General features: G+C 39.8%; 11 protein-coding genes and 1 pseudogene. 6 read left to right on the forward strand and 6 right to left on the reverse strand.

From position 1 onward, the window contains the following. Nucleotides 1-76: 76 nt before the first annotated feature. The 3 genes and pseudogenes from GQR52_RS03620 to GQR52_RS03630 all read left to right on the forward strand — a co-directional run bounded on the left by GQR52_RS03620 (nt 77) and on the right by GQR52_RS03630 (nt 7,069). Nucleotides 77-3,547 (forward strand): TonB-dependent receptor, encoded by a 3,471-nt coding sequence (locus GQR52_RS03620; protein ID WP_165727480.1) that lies wholly within the window; start codon nt 77-79, stop codon nt 3,545-3,547. 547 nt (nt 3,548-4,094) lie between these two features. Then, a complete protein-coding gene (locus tag GQR52_RS03625) occupies nt 4,095-6,458 on the forward strand; it encodes an alkaline phosphatase D family protein (protein ID WP_165727481.1) in 2,364 nt (787 codons plus the stop codon). A 114-nt stretch (nt 6,459-6,572) separates the two neighbouring features. Then, nucleotides 6,573-7,069, forward strand: a pseudogene (locus GQR52_RS03630) (helix-turn-helix domain-containing protein). A 70-nt stretch (nt 7,070-7,139) separates the two neighbouring features. Here GQR52_RS03630 and GQR52_RS03635 read toward each other — a convergent pair. Next, complete coding sequence (locus tag GQR52_RS03635) at nt 7,140-9,098, reverse strand: CRTAC1 family protein (protein ID WP_165727482.1); 1,959 nt, start codon at nt 9,096-9,098, stop codon at nt 7,140-7,142. Between the two features lie 290 nt (nt 9,099-9,388). Between GQR52_RS03635 and GQR52_RS03640 the strand changes: the two genes are divergently transcribed. From GQR52_RS03640 to aldA, 3 genes are read left to right on the forward strand one after another with little or no spacing between them, the layout of a single operon-like run. Then, a complete protein-coding gene (locus tag GQR52_RS03640) occupies nt 9,389-10,411 on the forward strand; it encodes an alcohol dehydrogenase catalytic domain-containing protein (protein ID WP_165727483.1) in 1,023 nt (340 codons plus the stop codon). Nucleotides 10,412-10,442: 31 nt separating this feature from the next. Beyond that, nucleotides 10,443-11,207, forward strand: coding sequence for a 2,5-didehydro-3-deoxy-L-galactonate 5-reductase (locus tag GQR52_RS03645; protein WP_033016439.1), 765 nt, complete (start codon nt 10,443-10,445; stop codon nt 11,205-11,207). Between the two features lie 4 nt (nt 11,208-11,211). Beyond that, on the forward strand, nt 11,212-12,660 hold the full coding sequence (gene aldA / locus GQR52_RS03650; protein ID WP_165727484.1) for an aldehyde dehydrogenase: 1,449 nt from the start codon (nt 11,212-11,214) through the stop codon (nt 12,658-12,660). An 87-nt stretch (nt 12,661-12,747) separates the two neighbouring features. Here aldA and yfaE read toward each other — a convergent pair whose 3' ends face one another. The 5 genes from yfaE to ubiG form a co-directional block, all read right to left on the reverse strand. Further along, entirely contained in the window at nt 12,748-13,020 is a 273-nt protein-coding gene (yfaE, locus tag GQR52_RS03655; protein ID WP_165727485.1) for a class I ribonucleotide reductase maintenance protein YfaE, read from the reverse strand. After that, the gene (gene nrdB, locus GQR52_RS03660; RefSeq protein WP_165727486.1) at nt 13,020-14,150 is read right to left on the reverse strand and encodes a class Ia ribonucleoside-diphosphate reductase subunit beta; all 1,131 of its coding nucleotides are present in this window, start codon (nt 14,148-14,150) and stop codon (nt 13,020-13,022) included. Before nrdB ends, yfaE begins: the two co-directional genes overlap by 1 nt. A gap of 65 nt (nt 14,151-14,215) precedes the next feature. Further along, the gene (nrdA, locus tag GQR52_RS03665) at nt 14,216-16,498 is read right to left on the reverse strand and encodes a class 1a ribonucleoside-diphosphate reductase subunit alpha (RefSeq protein WP_165727487.1); all 2,283 of its coding nucleotides are present in this window, start codon (nt 16,496-16,498) and stop codon (nt 14,216-14,218) included. Nucleotides 16,499-17,563: 1,065 nt separating this feature from the next. Next, on the reverse strand, nt 17,564-18,244 hold the full coding sequence (locus GQR52_RS03670; protein ID WP_165727488.1) for an HAD-IA family hydrolase: 681 nt from the start codon (nt 18,242-18,244) through the stop codon (nt 17,564-17,566). After that, complete coding sequence (gene ubiG / locus GQR52_RS03675) at nt 18,244-18,954, reverse strand: bifunctional 2-polyprenyl-6-hydroxyphenol methylase/3-demethylubiquinol 3-O-methyltransferase UbiG (protein ID WP_165727489.1); 711 nt, start codon at nt 18,952-18,954, stop codon at nt 18,244-18,246. Before ubiG ends, GQR52_RS03670 begins: the two co-directional genes overlap by 1 nt. Between the last annotated feature and the right edge of the window lie 177 nt (nt 18,955-19,131).

Raw genomic sequence — 19,131 nt, forward strand, 5'->3', positions numbered from 1 at the left:
AATTGTTTGGTTATTATATTATTGTTTACAAAAGATTAACCTGACAACATAATAATACCTTAGAAAGGGAACACACATGACAATCATCAACAAAGCGTTCAAGTTGAGCGCGATTACAGCTGCAGTACTTGCAACACAATTGGTTTACGCCAAGCAAGACGAAAGCACACAAGAAAAACCGAAAGTAGAAGCCGATATTGAAATAATTGAAGTCAGCGGGTTAGCCGCCAGTCTTAAAAAATCTATTAATGATAAGCGTTTTGCTGAAAACGTTGTTGATTCGATTAACGCGGAAGATATAGGTAAGTCTACCGATCAAAATATTGCTGATGCGCTTTCGCGTGTAACTGGTGTATCAGTACAATCCGTTGATGGTGAAGGTGCACGAATATCTGTGCGTGGTGCTAACTCACAACAAAACAATATTAGCATGAATGGTGTGCAATTAGGTTCTACAGGTTTTAGCCAAGGCGTAGACTTATCGCAGTATTCATCCGATATTTTATCTAAAATTGAAGTGGTAAAAACACCGAGTGCAGATCATGAAGAGGGTTCGCTAGGCGCAAATATCAATCTTTCGACTACAAAGCCGCTTGATTTAAATTATGAAATTTCCACTATGACTTTAGAAGGTAGGTACAACGATTTATCTGATAAAGAAAATTATAAAATATCGGGTACGATGTCGAAAAAGCTTTTTGACGATACCTTTGGCGTGGTTTTTACTGCAGTTAAAGAGACTAACGAATACCGAAAAGACCAATACTCTGCTACAGAGTGGACAGCAGTTCAGTCGCCTTTAGCAACAGATACAAATGGCAACGTTGTTGAAAATGCGGTAGGTATTACACCTCGTTTAGTTAATTATCAGCTTTTTGATAGTCAAAATGACCGCACCAGTATTAACTTAGGTTTGCAGTGGCGAGCAAGTGAAAACACAGAGTTTAACTTTAACGCAAACCTTGCAAAACAAGATGTTAATAACTCAATGCATGGTATTAATACGCGCTCAATGGAAACTAAAAACTTAGTTGAAGGTGAAGACCCAGGCCTTTCTGGCGTGACAGCTAAATTTACTGATCCTGAAGCTAGCTGGCGTACCATTGATTTAAAAACGAATACATTTACTAAATTTATCAACCGCTTTGGTAACGGTGGTTTAGTGCAGTCAGAAGGTGAATTTGAAAATAAAAACCAAGTTTACTCACTTGATATGAATCACGGTTTTAGTGACTCATTTTCGATGGAAGCTGGCGTTGGGTACTCTAAAACGCAGCAAATACCAGAAAACTCAGTGTACGTTGCACTGCAAAATTTTGCCAATATTAGTGCATGGAGTTTAAAAAATGTGCCACCAGAGGATATGGAGCCTGTTGGTTATGACTGTACAGCAGGCGGTCCGTGTAAATTAGTTACAGGCACCGGCTTAATTGATTACGGCGAAAACGACACTTTTGGTGACCCAACAAATCTATGGGATAACTACAGCACCACGGGATTTAATCCGGATGAGCTAAAAGCGCAGCATTTATCGTACATGGGCAGAACCCTCAACGAAGTCGAAGATGAACAAAAATCGCTCTTTGTCGATTTTGATTACGTGCTTGACACAAGCTATGTACGCTCAATTGAATTTGGTGCAAAATGGTCAAAACGTACAAAATATGTAGATGCTCAGCAAGGTGCCTTTAATAGTGTAGGCGAGGGGGTTGTAGTTATAAACCCTGCAACAGGCCAACCTGCAGTACTTGGTAGCGGTTTAAGAGATATTTCTGGTGATTTAATAACCAACGGTGAAGGGTTTCCTGTTGACGATTTTATGGCTGATTTAGGTTATGGCCGCGACAATGTAACCGATGGGTGGAATCGATTTTCGGCTTTTAAAGCATTTGAAGTAGCTTTAGGGAGTCCAGAAGTTGCTTTTGCCACAGACGATTCAAACACTCGCAATACAGAGCTAGATAACTTAGCATTTTACACCAAGCTAAATTTTGAATTAGCAGATGGACGTGTTACAGGTGATGTGGGTGTGCGTTATGTAAAAACGACTGTAGAAGTGCAAGGTGCATCGGGTGTACAGTTTGCATTTGACCCTTCAAATAATGCTCGTTTAATGGACCCATTTAAATTAGCAGAGTTGCGTGATACTAGCTTACCACTGTGTGCTGCAACGCAATTTTATGGTGCAGATTACAACGAAGAAATACGCTGGTCGAGAACCGATGGTCTAGGCTACGACACAAAAGGCACTATTGATAAATCAGACGATGTGGCTATTCCTGCTCAAGGCGCGTGTCATGATCCTAACGCTGTACGTGGTAATCCAAATGAATCTGAGTGGTGGTTATGGCGCCATTCTGATGTATCAACCGAAAAAAACTGGATATATGGCGAGCGTAAATTTGATGCAAATGGAAACTTATTACCAACAGAAGACAGAAGCTTACGCTCGTTTGCAGTAACTGGTGAGCACGACTACGATTTGTTTTTACCCAGTATCAATATTAACTACTTGCAAAGTGAAGACACCATTATTCGTTTTGCAGCATCTAAAACAATGGCACGCCCGCAAATTGACTCGCTTCGCCCTGGTTTTAAAGTAAGAGAAACACAATGGGGCGGTGAAAACCGTAACAACTCAATTACGCTTACCAATCCTAAACTCGATCCACTTGAATCAATAAACCTTGATTTATCATATGAATGGTATTTCAACGATTCGGGATTATTAGCAGCATCATTATTTTATAAAGACATGACAAACTTTGAAGAGTCTGAAACGATTGTTACCTACATGGATGACCTACGTGGAGTGGGACTCGAAGAGGGCGAATCTTATAACCCAGACGATTTAGTACTTATTGCAGGCCAAGATAGCTTAGAAAAATGTATGCCTAAGCGTTTTCAAGGTGGCCAGGATTATCAAAAAGAGTGGATGTATTCGGGCGACTTAGAGCAAATGTGTGCCAAATTTAACACCACCCGAATTAAAAATGGTAAAGGGGCAAGTATTAAAGGGTTAGAGCTTCAATACATGCAAACCTACGATAACTTACCGGGTATTTGGTCCGGCCTTGGCTTGCAGGCTAACTATACATATCAAGACAGTAAGTACGATCAAGAAGTATCATCGATTGATAATAATGTAAAAATTCCTTCATTGGCGGTTGCCTATACGCCAGAGCATAGCTACAACGTAACGGGTTTTTGGGAAAAAGATGGTCATCAATTACGTCTATCTTACCAAGGGACAACCGATCAGCTAGTACAACGCTCATGGGAAAACGGATCGCTGTGGGAAGAGGGACGTAAAACGCTCGACTTTTCTGCAAGTTATAAAGTAAATAACTACATGACGGTATCACTACAAGTTGCCAATGTAACCGACGAAGGCGTAAGACAATACTTTACCAGTCGTTTCTTAAATGCTGGTGGCCAAACGTTTTCTGAAGGCAGCCCGCTTGAAGGCGATGCAACTAAATCACGTACTGTTTACGCATATAAAACAGGCCGGACATTGAGACTTAATACCCGTATTAATTTCTAAATTTTTAATCTAATAAAAAGCCCGCAGCATTTCTGCGGGCTTTTTGGCTTTTGTTACTTGTCTCGTCCTGAAATGTGTTTACACATTTAGGACTTATTATGACCAAGTCAAATAATACACCGATTAAAAGAACACACCGATTAAAAGAACACACGAGATTATTCATTAGGCTTTAAATTGCAAGTTGTCGACGCTGTAGAAAAAGGCGATATGACTTATAAACAAGCCCAAAAAATTTATTAACTGAAAGTGGAGAATCTATCTCATTTTAGAAATTGTTACTGTAGTTTTCTCATAGTGGGAAGCTCTAATCGGTTATCTAAACAAAGCTTTATATAGGGCGGGTTAAGAAAACTATCTGCAATAATACCTTTTTATAACAAGCTAGCTAAAATATTTAGTGTCTAGGTAAACATCTCTGATAATACTTGCAATTAACTTTTATCAATTTGTAACCGTTTTTAGAAAAAAAAAATGCTGATCTTTAGTAAAAAATCAAATATAGTTTGTTTACTGTTAACAATATTTGATTTGTGAGATTAAAACTATGAACAAAAACATATCTCGTCGTTCAGTCCTCAAAATGCTTGCTGCTGGTGTTGCTGCTACAGGAATTTCTGGTTGCACTAGCAGTTTTGGGACAGTGGCTTCAACAACTACCCGCGGTACTAAATCTCATCATGATAATTGGTATAAAACGTATGATAGAGTATGGCTTGGAAAACAATATTGGGCTAATCCAATGGAGGATTGGCGCGTAGTTAATGGTGCTGCTGAATGTAGAAGTAGAGGTGGTAATCGTAGTGTTCATTCACTCACTCACCAAATAGCGCATCTTGACCAATCTTTTACAATGTCGGTGCAAGTGTCTCGCTTAGAGCAAAACAGCAACGATGGTGGCGCGGGTATTCGTCTTGGTGCTAAAAGTGAATTAAATGAATACCGTAGTAATTGTTTTGTACAGCAGGGTTATGACCTTGGTATTAAAAACAACGATTTAGTGTTAGGCAATAACACCGTGCCTATATCGATTCCGATAGAGGATCAAGCTGTTACTTTAACGCTGACTGGAACACCTCAATCAGGTGCCATGGCTTTAGAGTTAACGGTTAGTTTAACGTCGTCAGGAAAAGTGATAGGTACTCTCACTCATTTGGCTGCAGCCACTGAATTATTAGGCAATGTGGCGTTGGTGAGTAACTTTTCGATTCCATCCGTCACATATGAAAATGCACCTGAAGACAAGTTGGGCGCACGATATAAATTTAGTAATTGGACCATGCAAGGTGAAGCATTTTCAGTAATAGATGAACAAGCGTTTGGTCCGATACTTTGGACTATGTATTCGTTAAACGATACATTGAGTGATGAAGGCTTTGTGATGAAGTTGAGTGCTTACACAGGGCCTATAGGTGAACAAGATAATCAGCAAATAGAACTACAAATACAGCGTGATGATCAGTGGCTCGCTATTGATTCGCAAGTCATAGACCATGATGGCTGGTTGGCGACCTTTCGTATTGCTAATTGGGATGAAACACGCGATACGCCTTTTCGGGTTGTATACCGTGAAAAACACACAGATGGTACACAAACCCCAGATATATATTCAGGGATTATAAAAGCGAACCCAGCGAGTGAAAAATTACGAATGGCCGCGCTCACGTGTCAAAATGATTATGGTTTTCCGTACCAACCTGTTGCTCAAAATGTCGAAAAACTAAACCCCGATTTGGTGTTCTTTTCTGGTGATCAAATTTATGAAAGTCATGGCGGATTTGGTGTAATTCGTACTCCAGATAATTTAGCGATTTTAAATTACTTACGCAAATTCTATCAGTTTGGCTTGGCTTTCAAAGAGGTAATGCGTAATCAACCGACAATTTGTTTGCCCGATGATCATGATGTACTCCAAGGTAATTTGTGGGGGGAAGGTGGTGCAAGGATGGAAAACATTTCCAAAGACCCTTCAGCAAGTGCATTAGGTGGTTATATTGATTCTGCACGCGTGATAAATATGATACATAAAACCACTCTCAACCATAATCCAGATCCTTATGATCCAACGCCAACTAATGGTATTAGCTCGTATTATGGCACTATGCTATATGGCGGTGTCGGTTTTGCGATTCTTGCCGACAGACAATGGAAAAGTGGCCCAGAGCGTATTAATGTTGCGGTTGGCGAAACGGGACAAGATGAAGACCCACTTTTTTATAATCCTATATTCAATCCCCCCGGCTTAGACCTGTTAGGAAACCGCCAAGAGAACTTTCTTATAAAGTGGGGTAATGATTGGCGTGGGCATAAATTAAAAGCGGTATTAAGTCAAACGGTGTTTGCTGCTATTTCTACTCATCAGCCCCTACCTGATCGCTTCTTGAAATATGATTTTGATTCGAGTGGTTGGCCTGCATCTGCACGTAACCGTGCGATTGACGCAATGCGTGACTCTATGGCGTTACATATTTGTGGAGATACCCATTTAGGTTCTTTATCGCAATATGGCGTAAACCAGCAAAGAGATAGCAATTGGGCTTTTTGTACGCCAGCTATTTCTGCCGGTTGGCCAAGATGGTGGAAACCTGATTCGATGAGCATGCCTTACCAAAACCGGCCAGCACACGGCCTTGGCGAAACTGGCGAATATAATGACACTTTCGGTAATAAGATTTATGTCTATGCGGTAGGAAATCCACAGGTTGGTAAATCCAGTAATCGTTATGTAAAGGCACATGAGAAAGGGAGTGGTTTTGGCTTTATTACATTTGATTCTGAAAAGCTGACATACACAATGGAAGCATATAAGTTTTTAATAGATATAGCCGATGGTAAAGCAAGTAATCAGTATCCAGGATGGCCAGTAACTATTCATCAACAAGAGAATAAAGGCAAAAATATATTAAGTTAACTTATATGTATTAGTTCAGACAATATCTGACAATTCAACTTGAAAAAGTGAGAGTTACCCGTTTTGATAAAGGTGTCGAATCTTTAAATCAAAACAAACAAAAAGGTAACTCTCATGTTGCACACTAACAACCCAACCATAAAACACAAAGCCGGTTTACTTAACCTTGCTGAAGAACTAGGCAATGTATCAAGAGCCTGTAAAGTCATGGGCGTATCACGAGATACATTTTATCGTTATCAAGAACTCGTTAATGAGGGGGGATTGATGCGTTAATCGAAAAGAACCACCGTACACTAAATATAAAGAATCGCGTTGACGAAGAAACAGAGCAAGCCGTCATTAAATATGCAGTTGACTATCCTGCTCACGGCCATCATAGAAGCAGCAATGAGCTTCGTAAATTAGGCGTGTTTTTTTCAGGTAGTGGTGTTCGTTCAATTGTTAGCTATACGCTTAAGGAAGAACTATAAAAAGATCTGGACGAATGGATGGATTACTACAACAATGATCGGACTCATCAAGGGAAAGTATGTTGCGGTCGAACACCACTTAAAACATCACTGGATGGAAAAACGGTTTGGGCAGAAAATAATTTAGCTCAAATCTAAACTAACAGTCATCATTAGAAAAATGGGTAACTGTCAGATCAAGCCTGAGCTAGTACATATTAAACAGGACTTACTTAAATTCTCCCACTTTTATTAGTGAGTCTACCTTAACATTAGTGAGCGTTTTTTGGCTGCCATCTCGCCATGTAATTACAACTGATGAAAGCGTATCAGCTTGTGCTAATCCAAAATGCACAATATTAAGTAAGCTTTGCGAGTGAGTAGCACTTTGTGAGCCAATAACTTGATATTGGTTCGCAGTTGCTGTTTTAATTTGTACTTTTGCACCATACGGATCAACCCCACTTTTTGAGTATCCAACTCTAATAAGGGTGAAGTGGGCGTGACTTAACTCAGTGGTATTTTTATATAAATGCCATTGGCCGTTATCTTCATCTCCGCTTAGTAGGTCGAGTTTTCCATCTAGGTTAAAGTCAAATGCGGCTCCCATATCGCCGTGTGAGTCTAAGCCACGTTCGGTATCAGCGTTGTGAGTGATTGTTGCTTTAAATTTGTAATCACCTTGGTTAATGAGTAAAACATCAGCAACTCGCTCTTTTAGTTCGCCAAAGCGATAGACCATAAAGTCTATTTTTGTGTCGTTATTAAAATCGCCGGGTACAACTCCCCAGTTATTACTGTTTGTTAATGCATCTAATTTAGATGAAATATCAACCAGCTTACCATTATCGTTACGTAGTAATACATCAGGAAGGGCGAGATTTTGTGGTTGCCAATCGCTTTGATAGTTTTTTACATTTTTGAATGATGCGCGTACATCCCATGCAAGGTTGTCGGTAAGTACCCATTCCACTCGCCATTTATTATTCCCTAAATACCCAATGTACCAGCCGGTTTTATCAAGCTTAGTTGGAAACCCTTGCGCTTTTTTCTGGCTAATGGTGGTGTTTTTACTAGGTGTATTTATTAGTTCTTTTTTCTCACCTATGTATACATCCATTTGGCTTAATAGCTTGGCACGCGGGAAGTGATAAAAGTCACTTAGTATAAGACTTCCTGAGTTTGTGTTGTCGGTAATGAGTGTTATGCCATCGTGGCTTTTATTACCTTCATCACGCAGGTCTAGCCGTTTGCTGCCTTTATTAAACGATAGACTGTTATTAGCGATAGCGTAGCTTAGCTTTCCGCGAGCAAGGTAGTAGTCCATATCGCCGTCGTTATCTATATCAGCTTGTGCAACTGCGAGCGTGCCTTTGTAGGCTTCACTATTTGCACCTAATAGATCTTTAGTAACATTGGCAAAGGTAAAGTCGTTATTACCTTGATAAATAGTTAAATCGTTGTATCCATCAAAAGCAAAAATATCGAGTATGTCATCGTTATTGTAATCGGTTAATAATACACGCTCGGCTTTTATATTTTCAAAAGTAGCTGATGGGTGATAAGTAAACTTTCCATTACCGAGATTTTCAAAAATGATATTGCGTGGTGAGTTTTCGTGAATTAATTTTTCGGCGTTTACTTGTATAAAATCAAGATCACCATCGGCATCTACATCAACCCAGCGCACAGAGCGCCCGCGAGCCCCCATTTTAGATAAGCCAGCTTCAACAGTTTTATCTTCAAATTTACCATTATTGTTCTTAAGTAGTCGCTGGGGTTGAGGTGTGGTGCCATTTCCACCGCCTAGTGCAATAAGTACATCGAGATCGCCATCGTTGTCGTAATCACCGGCCGACATACCGTGTAGATCTGCTCGTGGAAAAATATCGTTTTGTAGTGTGTATGTGCCATCTCCATTTGCCATAAATAAACGAATAGGGGTGGTGTCGTGATTTGTTAGCAGCAGATCATAATGACCATCACTGTTTATATCGGCAATGGTAGGGCCGCCATACTTCCAGTTTTTTTGTGTTATTAAACCTGCTTGTTCAGATACGTCAGAAAAGACTACGTTGTTATTTGTTTTACTACTGGGCGTGTGTGTTTGTATGTTTTGACTGCATCCCGCTAAGTTTAGAGCGCTGATAATCACTACGCTAAGCGCAGATTTTTTGTTTTTAATCATTATTGTCCCTCTTTACACTGTGTTAATTGTTGACAATATATGTTGATATTAAAACATACAAGTAAATTTTAATAACTATTCTTAATGCTTTTTAACGTATTGGCTTTTGCGCTCTAAAGTTATATTAAATTTTGATAGTGGCTTTACAAACAACATACCTAGGTGTAAATTGTTAACAATAAACCATATCAAGGTATGATAGTTCACTTTGATATTCCTCGTATCGGCATTGTTTTAATGATGCTTTACTTGGTTACTATTTAATTAAACATTCTTGAAGGTATAAAAATATGCAAGCTGCACAATATATAGGTAACAAGTCATTTAACATTGTTGAAGGCACATCTATTAAACCTAAAGCGGGTGAGATTAGATTGAGTGTTGGATACGTTGGTATTTGCGGTACAGATATGCACATATACCACGGCGTAATGGATCAACGAGTGTCTATTCCGCAAACAATTGGCCATGAAATATCAGGTGTTGTTGCAGAAATAGGTGAAGGCGTTGAAGGCTTTGCTGTAGGCGAAAACGTGGTAGTACGTCCATTAGATTGGTGTGGCGATTGTCCTACGTGTAATGCAGGGCATACGCATATTTGTCAAAACTTAAAGTTTATGGGAATAGATACGCCAGGTGCTTTTCAGTCAAGCTGGACAGTTAAAGCGCGTACTTTGCATAAATTACCAGCAGGCGTTGATTTAAAACAAGGCGCATTAATAGAGCCGTTATCGGTTGCGTGCCATGATGTACGACGCTCGCGCTTACAAGCGGGTGAGAAAGTGGTTGTACTTGGTGGCGGGCCAATTGGGCAATTAGTTGCTGCGGTTGCTAAAAGTGTTGGTGCAGAAGTGCTCGTGTCTGAGCCTAACGAAAGCCGCCGTGCTTTTGCCAATGAGCTAGGTGTTAAATCGGTTAATCCCATTGAAGAAGATTTAGCTGCCTATGTAGATAGCTGGACGCAAACAAAAGGTGCAGATGTTGTATTTGAAGTATCAGGCGTAAAACCCGCAATAGAGGCTATGACCGAAATATCAGGGCGTCGGGGTCGTATAGTCATGGTGGCTATTCACAGTGTTAAACCTGAAATCGATTTATTTCAATTCTTTTGGAAAGAGTTGGAGTTATTAGGTGCGCGCGTATACGAAGCGGCAGATTTTGATTGGGCAATAGAGTTAATTTCATCGGGCCAAATAGATCTTAAACCTTTTATTAGTTCGGTTAGTTCGTTAACTGATATTGGTAGTGCATTTTCGAGTATGGATGGAAATCCAGAAGGCATGAAAGCGCTTGTTGAATGTAATCCACAATAATAAAAATTATAAAGGTATTAAAATGAATAATATGTTAGAAAAATTTAGCTTAGAAGGCAAAGTAGCCCTTGTTACAGGTTGTAAGCGCGGTATTGGTAAAGGTATTGCACTAGGTTTAGCACAGGCTGGCGCTGATATTATTGGTGTGTCTGCAAGCTTAGAGCTTGAAGGCTCAGAAGTAGAAAAAGAAGTTAAAGCTCTTGGCCGAAACTTTAAAGCCTATCAATGTGACTTTGGTGATCGTGATGCGCTTTATTCTTTTATTAATGATGTTAAAAGCGATTTTCCTAAAATTGATATTTTAGTCAATAATGCAGGTACAATCCTACGTGCTCCTGCGGCTGAGCATGGAGATGATTTATGGGATAAAGTGATTGAAGTTAACTTAAATGCTCAATTTATTTTAAGCCGCGAAATAGGCAAACAAATGATAGAACATGGCGAGGGTAAAGTTATTTTTACAGCTTCTTTGCTTACCTTTCAAGGTGGTATTACAGTACCAGGTTACGCAGCTAGTAAAGGTGCTATTGGGCAATTGGTTATGGCGCTTTCTAACGAATGGGCAGGTAAAGGCATTAATGTAAATGCCATTGCGCCAGGTTACATTGATACCGATAACACTGAAGCATTACGCAATGACAAAGAGCGTAATGCAGCCATCTTAGCGCGCATTCCACAAGGTCGATGGGGAAATCCTGAAGACTTTAAAGGGCCCGCAGTGTTCTTGGCTTCTGAGGCTGCTAGTTATGTAAACGGCGCTATTTTATTGGTTGATGGCGGATGGATGGGGAGATAGTTCAATGAACTTCCATAATAATGTAAATTTTATAAACGGTGAATATGTTGCGTCTAAAGCGAGCGGCATCATTGAAATACTAAGCCCCTCTACGGGTAAAAAAATTGGTGAAATACCAAAAGGCTGTATAGAAGATGCGCAGTATGCACTTGAGTCAGCGAATGTAGGCCAGAAAAAGTGGGCTAAATTGACAGCTCGCACACGTCAAAATATATTGCGCGTGTTTGCTAATAAAATTCGTGAAAATAAAGATATTCTTGCACCAATGCTTGTTGCAGAGCAAGGTAAATTGCTATCAGTTGCACAAATGGAAGTCGACGTAACAGCGACTTTTATTGACTATGCATGCGACCATGCACTTACTATTGAAGGCGATATTTTACCTTCAGATAACGAAGATGAAAAAATATACATTCATAAAGTGCCGCGTGGCGTAGTTGTTGGTATTACTGCGTGGAATTTTCCGCTGGCATTGGCTGGTCGTAAAATTGGACCTGCGTTGATTACAGGTAACTCTATTGTATTAAAACCTACCCAAGAAACACCTTTAGCAACCACCGAGCTGGGTCGTTTAGCAAACGAAGCGGGGATTCCTGCTGGCGTGCTAAACGTTATTAATGGATCAGGTTCTGTTGTTGGCCAAGCATTGTGTGAAAGCCCAATTACTAAAATGATCACCATGACAGGCTCTACTGCGGCAGGTAAGCAAATTTATAAAACTAGCGCAGAATACATGACGCCTGTAATGCTTGAACTTGGCGGTAAAGCCCCGATGGTTGTTATGGCAGATGCCGACCTTGATGAGGCTGTTGAAGGTGCGCTTTGGGGTCGCTTTGCTAACTGCGGGCAAGTATGTACCTGTGTTGAGCGTTTATATGTTCAAGAGTCTGTGTACGATGCATTTATGGCTAAATTTATACCAGCAGTAAAAGCACTTCGTGTTGGGGATCCTATGAACCCAGATACACAAATGGGGCCTAAATGTAATCAACGTGAAATAGACAACATTGATCACATTGTTCAACAAAGTATTAAGCAAGGTGCAAGCATTGCCACTGGTGGTAAAGTTGCGTCTGTTGAGGGTTTCGAAGGTGGTTGTTGGTACGAACCAACGTTACTTGTAGACGTTAAGCAAGATAACATTGCAGTACACGAAGAAACTTTTGGCCCAGTACTCCCTATTGTAAAAGTTAAAGATATGGATCAAGCAATACAGTACTGTAACGACAGTATTTATGGCTTAAGCGCTTATATATTTACGCAAAACTTTTCAGATATTAATAAAGCCATTAACGAATTAGAAGTGGGTGAAGTTTATATTAACCGTGGTATGGGTGAGCAGCATCAAGGTTTTCATAATGGCTGGAAACAAAGTGGTTTTGGCGGTGAAGACGGTAAGTTTGGTTTAGAGCAATATCTAGAAAAGAAAACCGTTTACTTAAAAGAAAAATAATATGATAAAACAACAATCTCCCTGGGTCGTTGATTTATAAATAACAAAGCCGATAATTTATTATCGGCTTTTTATTTTGTTCATAAATTATTTTAAATTTATGCTTATGTCACCATTAGGCTTGCAGCAGCACAGGAGTATTTCGCCTTCGCGCACAAACGCCAGTGGCTCTTCGTTATACTCGACGTTACCTGAAACTAACGTTGCTCTACAGGCGCCGCAGTAACCTTCGCGGCATTGGAATGCAACGTCTATTTTCATGGATTCTAAGCACTGTAAAACAGAAGGGCAGCCAGTGGTAAATTCTATACACTGGCTGTTTTCTGTAAGCGTTATGCTTGCAGCAGACTTGTCACTCATTATAAATCAAAGTCACCAAATTCAGAGGCATCTACTTGCGAGTCGATTTGACCAACAAGGTATGAGCTAATTTCAGCTTCTTGTGGTGCTACTTGCACGTTATCAGACACTAACCATGAATTAATCCATGGAATAGGGTTACTGTTATTTTCAAACTGTGCTGGTAAGCCAATAGCGGTCATACGTGCGTTAGTAATGTACTCAACGTACTGACATAAAATATGCTTGTTTAGACCAATCATAGAACCATCTTTAAATAGGTACTCTGCCCATTCTTTTTCTTGCTCTGCGGCTTCTACAAACATTTTAATCGCTTCGTCGCGGCACTGAGCTGCAACAATTGCCATTTCTGGGTCGTCTTTACCGTCTTGCATAATATTTAAAATATGCTGAGTACCCGAAAGGTGAAGTGCTTCATCACGCGCAATAAGCTTAATGATTTTAGCGTTACCTTCCATTAATTCACGCTCAGCAAACGCAAACGAACACGCAAAGCTTACATAAAAACGAATGGCTTCAAGAATATTTACCGACATCATGGCAAGGTAAAGTTTCTTTTTAAGTTCGAACAAATTAACGATCACTGTTTTGCCGTTAATTTCGTGTTTGCCTTCACCGTAAAGGTTGTAAAGCGACACTGAATTAATTAAGTCATCGTAGTATGTGGTTACAGCATCGGCACGTTCGCTGATTTTATCGTTGCTAACTATGTCATCAAAAATAAGTTCAGGGGCTTGCGTAACATTACGAATAATATGCGTGTACGAGCGGCTGTGAATCGTTTCACTAAATGCCCACGTTTCTATCCATGTTTCAAGCTCTGGTAACGATACAATAGGAAGTAGGGCAACGTTAGGTGAACGACCTTGTACGCTATCAAGCAAAGTTTGATATTTTAAGTTACTTAAAAATATATGCTTTTCGTGATCTGGTAATGCTTGAAAGTCTAAACGGTCTTTGCTTACATCTACTTCTTCAGGACGCCAAAAGAAAGATAGTTGCTTTTCGATTAACTTTTCAAAAATTGGGTATTTTTGTTGGTCATAACGAGATACGTTAACAGTTTGGCCAAAAAACATTGGCTCTAGCATTTGGTTATTATGGTTTCGGCTAAATGTAGTATAAGACATGTTTATCACTCAAAAAACTATCAGAAAAAGCGGGCTAAATGCCCGCTTAAAATAAAAATTAATAACTATATTTTACACGCGCCGCCTTCACAATCATCATCTTCCACTTCTGGAGTATCTTCTTGCATATCTGAGGCACCATCGCGAGTGTTGTGGTAGTACAAGGTTTTAACACCCAGTTTGTACGCAGTTAGTAAGTCTTTTAATAAGACTTGCATAGGTACTTTACCGCCTTCGAATTTATTTGGATCATAATTTGTGTTTGCCGATATAGTTTGGTCAACAAATTTCTGCATTATGCCCACAAGTTGTAGGTAACCATCGTTTGATGGAATATCCCATAATAACTCGTAGTTATTCTTTAAACGTTCGTACTCAGGCACTACTTGTTTCAAAATACCGTCTTTACTTGCTTTAACGCTAATGTGACCACGTGGTGGCTCAATACCATTTGTTGCGTTAGAGATTTGCGACGATGTTTCTGAAGGCATTAACGCACTTAGTGTTGAGTTACGCATGCCGTGCTCTTTAATGCTGGCACGTAATGTATCCCAATCAAGGTGAAGTGGTTCATCACAAATTTTATCTAAGTCACGTTTGTACGTATCTGTTGGCATAATGCCCTGTGAATACGTTGTTTCGTTAAACTTAGGACATGCACCACGTTCTTTAGCAAGCTCGTTTGATGCTTTCATTAGGTAGTACTGAATCGCTTCAAACGTTTTGTGAGTCAGTGCATTTGCGCTGCCATCTGAGTAACGCTTACCGTTTTTAGCTAAGTAGTATGCGTAGTTAATTACGCCTATGCCTAGTGTACGACGACCCATAGTCGCATTTTTTGCAGCCGGTACTGGGTAGTCTTGGAAATCAAGTAAGTTATCAAGTGCGCGAACAGCAAGCTCAGCTAGTTCTTCAAGCTCGTCTAGTGACTCAATGGCACCTAAGTTAAACGCAGACAGTGTACAAAGGGCAATTTCGCCTTCTTCGTCGTTTACGTTGCTTAGTGGCTTAGTTGGCAATGCAATTTCTAAACATAAGTTAGATTGGCGAATAGGCGCAACTTTAGCAATGAACGGGCTGTGTGTATTACAGTGGTCCACATTTTGTAAATAAATACGACCTGTACTTGCACGCTCTTGTGCAAACATAGAGAAAAGCTCAATCGCTTTAATACGCTTTTTACGAATAGATTCGTCTTGTTCATATTTTACGTAAAGCGCATCAAATTCTTCTTGGTCTTCAAAAAATGCATCGTAAAGGCCTGGCACGTCTGATGGGCTAAATAACGTAATGTAATCGTCTTTAATTAAACGAGAGTACATTAATTTATTAAACTGTACGCCGTAATCAAGGTGGCGAACACGGTTGTCATCTACACCACGGTTATTTTTAAGCACAAGTAGGTTCTCTACTTCTAGGTGCCAAAGCGGGTAAAACAATGTTGCTGCGCCGCCACGTACACCACCTTGTGAACAGCTTTTAACAGCTGTTTGAAAGTGCTTATAAAAAGGAATACAACCTGTGTGGTACGCTTCGCCATTACGGATGTGGCTACCTAGCGCACGAATACGACCTGCGTTAATACCAATGCCCGCACGTTGTGATACGTATTTAACAATCGCAGACGATGTAGCATTAATTGAATCAAGGCTGTCGCCACACTCAATTAATACACATGAGCTAAACTGGCGAGTAGGCGTACGTACACCTGCCATAATAGGCGTAGGTAATGATATTTTAAATAACGAGACTGCATCATAAAAACGCTTAATGTAAGAAACGCGTGTTTCACGTGGGTAGTCAGAGAATAAGCTTGCCGCGACTAAAATATATAAAAACTGTGCACTTTCGTAAATCTCACCCGATACACGGTTTTGAACAAGGTATTTACCTTCAAGCTGTTTTACAGCCGCGTAGCTAAAATTAAGATCGCGAGAATGATCGAGGTATGCATCAAGCTCGTCTAACTCTTGCTCAGTGTAATCTACAAGTAAGTGAGCGTCGTAGCGTTTATCGCCAACCATTTTTGTTACATGGTCGAATAAACGTGGTGGCTCAAATTGGCCGTACGCTTTTTTACGTAAATGGAATACAGCTAAACGTGCCGCTAGGTATTGGTAATCAGGCGATTCTTTTGAAATTTGATCTGCAGCAGCTTTAATAATGGTTTCGTGTATGTCTTTAGTACGAATACCGTCGTAAAACTGAATGTGTGATTTTAATTCAACTTGCGAAACCGATACGTTTTTTAAACCTTCGGCGGCCCATTCAATAACGCGATGGATCTTATCAAGATCAAGTGGCTCTTTACGCCCGTCACGTTTGCTTACAGATAACTGTTGGTTCATTTGCCTGTATTCCTTGGGAATTATGTATTTTGACCAATGCGTCATACCTCGCAATGGCAAGGTAAGTACTCATTTATTATAAGTTTCACCGTAATGGCGAATTTAATTGAATAACATTTGGCCACAATATCTGGTGTTGTTCAATTTAGAGATCACAAGATAGTGTGGTCTGAGTTGTTTTGCAAGGGACATAATTGCCCCTATTTGTGGATAACTTTGGGATAACGCATTTGTGTTAGTAGACACTCACCTTCGAACAATCATTTAAGTTAGAATATGCAGAAATCAACTAATGATCTGCTAAATTTACGCATTTTAAAAATAAATTTTGACTGCTTTTTTTATCGACAAGCTTTGTGTGAAAACTAACACAATCACAATATATAGTGTTTAATAATTAACATGGCACTATATATGGTTTCAGTGCACTATCTAAGTGAGTTGTTTAGTGTTCATGGTTGAACGCTTTTATAAATAAAAAGCATAATTAGAGGGAAGATATAGAAATGGGCTAAAAGATAGCCCATTTAAGTTTATACAAAGAGCATGCTGCTCAGTGTAATAATTTTAAAAATACCTATTATTACACTTTCTGATATTTCTATAGATAAACTGAACTTCAATTTTAGTTATCCTAAATCTGAGTTAGTCACTTGCTGAGAATATAAGAATAAGTTACGCTCAAACTTCCAAACTTGGGCACTTTCTTAAAACTCGAGCAAGTGTCTTTGCTAACATCATATTCAAAATTTGAGTATGGTGTTAGCCCCTCCACTTAATTGAAATATCAATCCCATCAAAGTGTTAATAAAACTCTAATGTGGTCTGAGTTGTTTTGCAAGGGACATAATTGCCCCTATTTGTGGATAACTTCGGTATAGCGTATTTGTGTTAGTAGACGCTCACACTTAAACGACCACTCAACCAAAGGCGTTTAAAAAGTAAACTAATGATCTGCTAAATTTACGCATTTTAAAAATAAATTCTGACTGCTTTTCTTATCAGCAAGCTTTGTGTGAAAACTAACACAATCACAATATATAGTGTTTAATAATTAACATAGCACTATATATGGTTAAAACCATCAATTGGGCTTAGCCAGTTAAAATTGGCTTCCCAAGCTATCGCTTCATCTTTACTTGGGATGTAACCCCAAAGTGCCGTTGCGGTATGCATACCTGCCGCTTTGCCTGCTTGTATGTCACGTTGTGCATCACCAATGTATAAACAACGGCTTGGTTCTACCTGCATAAGCTTTGCACAATGTAGCAGTGGTAGAGGTGATGGCTTCGCTTCAGCTAATGTGTCGCCACTTATTATCACACTGGCATTTTTTAATGCGGGAATAGCTGCCACTAAAGGATCGGTTAAAAACCCTGGTTTATTAGTCATGATCCCCCATTTGATCTTTTTCAGATCAAGGGCGATAAGTAACGATTCAACACCAGAGAAGCAATGCGTGTGCTTTGCTATGTTTGCAGCGTACTCGTCAACTAATTGCTTTATAAGCTCGCTTTGGGGTTGTTTAGCCCATAATTCTTTAAAACCAGCCTCTAATAATGCGCCTGCGCCGTTAGATGCTGCAGGGCGGTATACATCACTACTAACAGGTGTGATTTTATTACTTATAAGCACTGCGTTTAAAGCGGCGCCTAAATCATCAGCGGTATCGAGCAGGGTGCCGTCTAAATCAAATAAAAATGCATCGTACTCAATAAGAGGCAGTGGGGCTTGAGAGCTAGCCATTAAGCTAACTTCTCAAAATAAAGTATGTAATTTACGCTAACGTCGTTATTAAGCGTATATTGCTTTGATAGTGGGTTATAAGAAAGCCCTGTACTTGCACGTACTTTTAAACCCGCTTGCTCCGCCCATACAATAAGTTGCGCAGGTTTTATAAACTTTTTATGGTCATGTGTACCTTCAGGTACCATTTTCAACAGCTTTTCGGCGCCAACAATCGCGTATAAATATGCTTTAGGGGTTTTGTTCAGGGTTGAAAAAAACACGTCTGCACCTGGTTTGGCAAGTGCAGCTACAGCATGAATGATAGAAGCTGGGTCGGGTACGTGCTCAAGCATTTCCATACACGTTATTACATCAAAGCGCTCAGGGTACTGCGATGCAAACTCTTCGGCAGGTACTTTTATGTAATCTACATTTACGCCTGTCTCTAAACTATGCAATTTAGCAACAGTTAAAGGCTCTTGCCCCATATCGATACCGGTTACTTTAGCACCCATACGCGCCATGCTTTGGCTTAAAATGCCGCCACCACAGCCAACATCGAGTGTTTCTTTATCGAATAAGCCTTGCGTTTTGTTTGCTATAAAATCTAAACGTAACGGGTTAATTTCGTGAAGAGGTTTGAATTCTCCGTCTAGGTCCCACCACCGCTCTGCGATGGCTTCAAATTTTGCTATTTCTGCGTGATCTACATTTTGATGTTCGGTCATAAAATACTTCCTCGTCAATCTGAGGCCATTATATAGGGCTAAATTGATAAATCGCAAAGTTTTGCGCCTGTAAATTGAAATTAATTGTGATAGCATGGCTATTAGTAATAATAACAAATACTCTTAATACCCAATACCGGGTTGTTGAGAGCTGATACTGAAGGAATGTGATATCAA

It is taken from the genome of Pseudoalteromonas sp. 31A1, assembly GCF_011378815.1.
GTDB classification, from domain to species: domain Bacteria; phylum Pseudomonadota; class Gammaproteobacteria; order Enterobacterales; family Alteromonadaceae; genus Pseudoalteromonas; species Pseudoalteromonas arctica.

Coding starts and splice junctions, on each gene's coding strand:
- GQR52_RS03620 (WP_165727480.1), top strand. CDS start 77: ATGACAATCATCAACAAAGCGTTCAAGTTGAGCGCGATTACAGCTGCA.
- GQR52_RS03625 (WP_165727481.1), top strand. CDS start 4,095: ATGAACAAAAACATATCTCGTCGTTCAGTCCTCAAAATGCTTGCTGCT.
- GQR52_RS03635 (WP_165727482.1), bottom strand. CDS start 9,098: ATGATTAAAAACAAAAAATCTGCGCTTAGCGTAGTGATTATCAGCGCT.
- GQR52_RS03640 (WP_165727483.1), top strand. CDS start 9,389: ATGCAAGCTGCACAATATATAGGTAACAAGTCATTTAACATTGTTGAA.
- GQR52_RS03645 (WP_033016439.1), top strand. CDS start 10,443: ATGTTAGAAAAATTTAGCTTAGAAGGCAAAGTAGCCCTTGTTACAGGT.
- aldA (WP_165727484.1), top strand. CDS start 11,212: ATGAACTTCCATAATAATGTAAATTTTATAAACGGTGAATATGTTGCG.
- yfaE (WP_165727485.1), bottom strand. CDS start 13,020: ATGAGTGACAAGTCTGCTGCAAGCATAACGCTTACAGAAAACAGCCAG.
- nrdB (WP_165727486.1), bottom strand. CDS start 14,150: ATGTCTTATACTACATTTAGCCGAAACCATAATAACCAAATGCTAGAG.
- nrdA (WP_165727487.1), bottom strand. CDS start 16,498: ATGAACCAACAGTTATCTGTAAGCAAACGTGACGGGCGTAAAGAGCCA.
- GQR52_RS03670 (WP_165727488.1), bottom strand. CDS start 18,244: ATGGCTAGCTCTCAAGCCCCACTGCCTCTTATTGAGTACGATGCATTT.
- ubiG (WP_165727489.1), bottom strand. CDS start 18,954: ATGACCGAACATCAAAATGTAGATCACGCAGAAATAGCAAAATTTGAA.